We start from the raw sequence: 5,169 nt of genomic DNA, 5'->3' as shown, positions 1-5,169 counted from the left end.
AGGAACACAACTGATAAAGAAATTTCATTTCGAATAATACTTTCTCGCACAAAAAATCAAAGTAAAACTTTTCAACAATTGCATTCCTTGTCATTGTTCCAATGACATTTTAAAATTTGGGAATGAGGAGAAACAGTAGTTTTGAAAATTTCACGATCCCGATACATCAGGATTGGTAAGTTTGGATTTTTTAAGCGGCTAATATGCAATTTTCTGAAGATATTTCATAAATTCTATAAAATATCTTTTCTGTTTTTGTTTTCATAATTGCTTACACGGTAAATAGTTATATAGTTTTATCTGTTCCTTGCACGAAAAACTTGACACCAAAACCCGATATTTCGTGCTTATCGCAAATTTATATTGGAGGATGAAAAATGGTTAAGAAAGATATTTTTTACACCGAAAGTCATGAATGGGTAATGATTAAAGATAAAGAAGCAGTTATCGGAATAACAGATTATGCCCAACACGAATTGGGAGATATCGTTTACATTGAATTACCGGAAATTGGAGATGAAGTTACAGTTGGGGAAGCTTTTGGAACGATTGAAGCTGTTAAAGCAGTAGAAGATATGATATCTCCTCTCAGCGGTGAAATTATTGAAGTAAACAAAGCTTTGGAAGATAATCCTGAAATAATCAATAAATCTGCTTTTGAAGACGGCTGGATTATCAAGATCAAGATCAGTAAAGAACAAGAATTAGGTGATCTTATCGATGCTGAAGCTTATACACAATTGATCGAGGATTAAAATTACCGGTGACTGAATTTAAAAAAAAGAATTTCCTGATCATCCTGATTTCACCCTCCGGAGGTGGAAAATCTACGATCGGAAAAATGATTGTCCGGGATAGAAGCAATATCGAATATTCGATTTCTTATACAACCCGGAGACCTCGTGGAATGGAAAAAGACGGGATCGATTACCACTTCATTTCCGAATCTGCTTTCAAACAAAAAATCGATTCCGAAGATTTCCTGGAGTACGCTTTTGTGCATGGAAATTTTTATGGTACATCCCGCAGTTATATTGAGAAGAAACTTAAGTCAAGTAAACATGTTCTGCTGGATATTGATATCAGAGGAGCAAAACAGATATTAGAAAGCGGTGTGGAAGCAACTACAATATTTATCTTACCTCCTTCCAAGGAAATTCTTAAAGAAAGATTGATTAAAAGGGGAACAGATTCGGAAGATATCATCGAGGAAAGATTGCACAATGCAGTTCATGAAATAAAACAGATTAAAAGATTTCAATACTTGATTATTAATGATGATCTGCAAACAGCTTATAATGATGTTTTGAATATTATTAAGGCAGAAGAAAACAGAACACAACGATTTATAAACATTGAAAAAACATTTTACGGAGGTGTTTTTGGAAAATAAAGTAGAAGAGTTTTTAGAAAAAAATAATATAACATATTTGTTTATATTATTAGCAAATTTAGAAGTCGAAAGATTAAGTAATCTGCCATATACATTAAAAAGAAGTTTTAATAAAAAAATAACTGAAATTGCTTTGGAGCATGTTGCAGCTAATGAAATACCTGATTATGTTGTAGAAAATCAGGAGGAAAATATTTTTGAAAAAGAAGATGAACAATAATTTCTGATGCAAACCAGAACTCTTACTCAATATCTTGAATATCTAAAACTTTCAGGTATTGAAAACATTTTTCTTAATCCGGAAATAATTCAGCAAACATCAGAAGAAATTATTAAGTATAAAAAAATGCAATTATTGGGATTAGAAGAAAATTATCAGGATTGTAAAAAATGTCTTCTGAGTCAGAGCAGGATCAAATTTGTTTACGGTGAAGGAAATCCTGACTCGAAATTAATGCTTATCGGGGAAGCTCCTGGTGCAGATGAAAATATTACGGGAAGACCTTTCGTTGGAAAAGCTGGGCAACTCCTGACAAGAATGTTACAGGCAATAAATCTGGAAAGAAGCGATATTTACATTACAAATGTTGTGAAATGCAGACCTCCGAATAATAGGAATCCACTTCCTGCTGAAATCAACTCCTGCCTGAAATATCTGGATGAACAAATTTCTATCATCAAACCGAAATTATTATTATTATTAGGAAAAGTTGCTGCCACATCATTACTGAACGAAAGCATGACGCTAACACTTTTCAGAGAAAAAACTTATCTTTATAAAGGTATTAAAACTTATGTAACTTATCATCCTTCTGCTTTACTCAGAAATCCGGGTTGGAAGAAATATGCCTGGATCGATCTGCAAAAATTAAGAGATGATTATATTAAATTGTAAAACAAACATCCTGTTTGTTCTGATTTTTCTATCCTCATTCCCAAATTTTATTCGGGAATGTAAATTTAAAAAAGTTTTACTTTGATAATTGTGTTCCCAAATGAAATTCAGGAACAAGCAAAAATTCAAGATTGATTTATAGATTCTATTTAGAGAAATATTATGGCTACAAAAATAGAACGACAACTTCCAAATGATATAAATGCAGAGGCAGCCGTGCTTTCTGCGATGATGATCGATAATTTTGTCGTTTCCAAAGCGATCGAATTACTCGATGAAGAGCATTTTTATCGAACTGCTCATAAAATTATTTATAAGACATTACTGGATTTATTTGAAGAGAATATTGAAATCGATATTATTACGGTCATCGATAGGTTAAAGCAGAATGGAACACTTGAAAAGGTCGGTGGTGAGAATTTTATCAATGAGTTATCCGATGTTGTCCTGAGCGGTGCGAATATTGAATATCATGCCAATATCGTTCAGGAAAGAGCGTTGTTAAGGCAATTGATAACTACCTCCAACCAGATTATCGAAGAATGTTATAAATCCGATCAACCTGTCGAAGATATTGTCGATAACGCAGAACAGGAAATATTCAGGATAGCAGAAAGACCGGAACGAAAGACTTTTGTCAAAATAGATAAGATAATTCCTACAGCGATCAAAAATATCGAAGAAATTGCAACTTCCAAGAAAAGTGTGATCGGAGTTCCCAGCGGATTTCCCGACCTTGATAAGAAGATCGGAGGTTTTCGTCCGGGGCAATTTGTTGTTATTGCTGCCAGACCTGCAATGGGGAAGACCTCTTTAGCTCTGAATATCGCCTTTAATGCTTCCATGTATTATGATAAAAAAGTTGCGATCTTTACTATGGAAATGGATAATGAAGAAATCCTTTTAAGGATGATGAGTTCTGCCTCGGAAGTCAGTATGGATAACATGCTCAAAGGTTATGGTATGGATGAGAAGAAAATCCTGCGGATAGCTCAGGTGGCTGAAGCTTTGTCCGAAAAAGAGATTTTCGTCGATGATGTTGGTTCTAATACATTGCTTGATATCCGGGCAAAAACCAGGAGATTAAAAGCTGAGATTAAAGGTCTGGATATGCTGATAATCGATTATCTTCAGTTGATGTCCGTAAAGAGAAATCGTGAGAATCGTCAGCAGGAAATTGCAGAGATTTCCCGATCACTGAAAATCCTGGCAAAAGAGATGGGAATTCCGATCATTGCTTTATCTCAGTTAAATCGAGCAGTTGAGAGCAGGAAACCTCCGATCCCGATGTTAGCGGATTTGAGAGAATCAGGAGCGATCGAGCAAGACGCAGATATTGTCATGTTCATTTATCGAGAAGAAGAATACGATAAGGAAACTGAAAAAAAGGGTATTGCCAAAATTATTATCAGCAAAAATCGGCATGGTGCTACTGGGGAAATAGAATTATTATTTGTGAAGGAATTGACTGCTTTCCGCTCTTTGAGTAATGTTTAATAAAATCATAAATCCCTCTAAATCTCCCCTTGTAAAGGGGAGTTCAAAGGAATTTGACTTTCATTAATCAAAATATTCCTAATAATCCCACTTCAAAAGGGGGAATTAAAGGGGGTTTTTTATTTCATATAATCTTAATTTTAATTATATCACTGTTTTTGGCGAATTCATAATCTTCAATTTTTCGATATTCACGAACTTACCTAAAATTGGAAAACGCTTCCTGGAGATCATCAAGCAGATGAAAAGATTCGGTTATGATTCTCTGCTTTTGATCTCTGTTACTTCAGCCTTTACGGGATTGGTTACTTCTGTGCAAGCTTCTTATCAAACCAGCGGTTATATTCCCAAAAACCTGATCGGTGTTCTCGTTGGAAAATCAACTATGATCGAACTTGCACCCGTATTAACCGGACTTGTTCTGGCAGGTAAGATCGGTGCTTCCATTGCCGCTGAAATCGGGACGATGAAAGTCAGCGAGCAAATAGATGCCCTGAAAACAATGGCTATAAATCCACAAGATTTTATCTATTTTCCAAGAATTATCGCGGGTTGCCTGATGTTCCCTTTATTAACGATCTATGCTAATTTGATCGGGATATTTTCTGCTTATTTTTTAAGCACTTTCAAATACAATATTAATTCATTCAGTTTTTTTAACAACATGAAAAATTATTTCCTTCCATCTGATCTCTGGGGAGGATTAGTAAAGGCTTTCTTTTTTGGTTGGATCATAACTTCCATTGCCTGCTTTGTCGGTAATAAAACCAAAGGTGGAGCTGAAGGTGTTGGTAAGGCTGCAACTCAAACTGTTGTCTATTCATCCATCATGGTTTTAATTTTGGATTTTATCGTTGCTTCCCTGCTTTTTGGAAATATATAAAATAAAATCTTCGGAATGTGCGCAGCTCTTCCGAATGATAAAAACAAACAACGAGTAGATAACATTCCGATGAGCTTTGCACAATCGGAAGTTGTTTTGATGTGGAAATATATTATGAAGAATTTTTTCATTTTTTTTCTGATTTTCTTTTTATTCGGTTGTTCCTCAAAAAAAGATTCTGACAAAGATATTTTACGGAAACTTGAAGTTTATTTGGTAACCGACCAATTTTCTGAAGATTTCTGGGAAAAAATAATTCCAGTTTTTGAAGACCTTTTTCAATGTCAGATTTCAATTACGATATTTAATGGATCCAAAAAACTCTTGAAACAATTAAATTTTGAAATAGAAAAAGGAAAACCGGTCGCCGATGTTCTGGTTGGGATCGATGATGTGCTTCTCGCGGAAATACAAAAAGATAGTATTTTGATTTCTTATGAACCGAAGAATCTGAAAAATGTGGAAAATAGATTTAAAACTGAAAATAATAGTATTCTAATT

General features: G+C 34.3%; 7 protein-coding genes. All 7 read left to right on the top strand.

Translation table 11 applies throughout. The features are described from left to right. The first annotated feature begins 377 nt into the window (after nt 1–377). The gene (gcvH, locus tag ENL20_05550) at nt 378–755 is read left to right on the top strand and encodes a glycine cleavage system protein GcvH (GenBank protein ID HHE38021.1); all 378 of its coding nucleotides are present in this window, start codon (nt 378–380) and stop codon (nt 753–755) included. A gap of 8 nt (nt 756–763) precedes the next feature. After that, on the top strand, nt 764–1,393 hold the full coding sequence (locus ENL20_05545; protein HHE38020.1) for a guanylate kinase: 630 nt from the start codon (nt 764–766) through the stop codon (nt 1,391–1,393). Next, nucleotides 1,383–1,613 (top strand): hypothetical protein, encoded by a 231-nt coding sequence (locus ENL20_05540; protein HHE38019.1) that lies wholly within the window; start codon nt 1,383–1,385, stop codon nt 1,611–1,613. The genes ENL20_05545 and ENL20_05540 overlap by 11 nt, the downstream gene beginning before the upstream one ends. Nucleotides 1,614–1,619: 6 nt before the next feature. After that, nucleotides 1,620–2,288, top strand: coding sequence for a uracil-DNA glycosylase (locus tag ENL20_05535; protein ID HHE38018.1), 669 nt, complete (start codon nt 1,620–1,622; stop codon nt 2,286–2,288). Between the two features lie 162 nt (nt 2,289–2,450). After that, a complete protein-coding gene (gene dnaB, locus ENL20_05530; GenBank protein ID HHE38017.1) occupies nt 2,451–3,785 on the top strand; it encodes a replicative DNA helicase in 1,335 nt (444 codons plus the stop codon). 148 nt (nt 3,786–3,933) lie between these two features. Further along, nucleotides 3,934–4,668 carry an ABC transporter permease gene (locus ENL20_05525; GenBank protein HHE38016.1) on the top strand — a complete coding sequence of 245 codons (735 nt, stop codon included), beginning with the start codon at nt 3,934–3,936 and terminating at the stop codon, nt 4,666–4,668. A 114-nt stretch (nt 4,669–4,782) separates the two neighbouring features. Further along, a partial coding sequence (locus ENL20_05520; protein ID HHE38015.1) for a hypothetical protein occupies nt 4,783–5,169 on the top strand: 387 nt, incomplete at its 3' end.

Source organism: Candidatus Cloacimonadota bacterium, from assembly GCA_011372345.1.
Lineage (GTDB): Bacteria > Cloacimonadota > Cloacimonadia > Cloacimonadales > TCS61 > DRTC01.
This window is presented reverse-complemented; position numbering and strand designations above follow the sequence as displayed.

Excerpts from the sequence above, each read along its gene's own strand:
- gcvH (HHE38021.1), top strand. The coding sequence starts at position 378 with ATGGTTAAGAAAGATATTTTTTACACCGAAAGTCATGAATGGGTAATG.
- ENL20_05535 (HHE38018.1), top strand. The coding sequence starts at position 1,620 with ATGCAAACCAGAACTCTTACTCAATATCTTGAATATCTAAAACTTTCA.
- dnaB (HHE38017.1), top strand. The coding sequence starts at position 2,451 with ATGGCTACAAAAATAGAACGACAACTTCCAAATGATATAAATGCAGAG.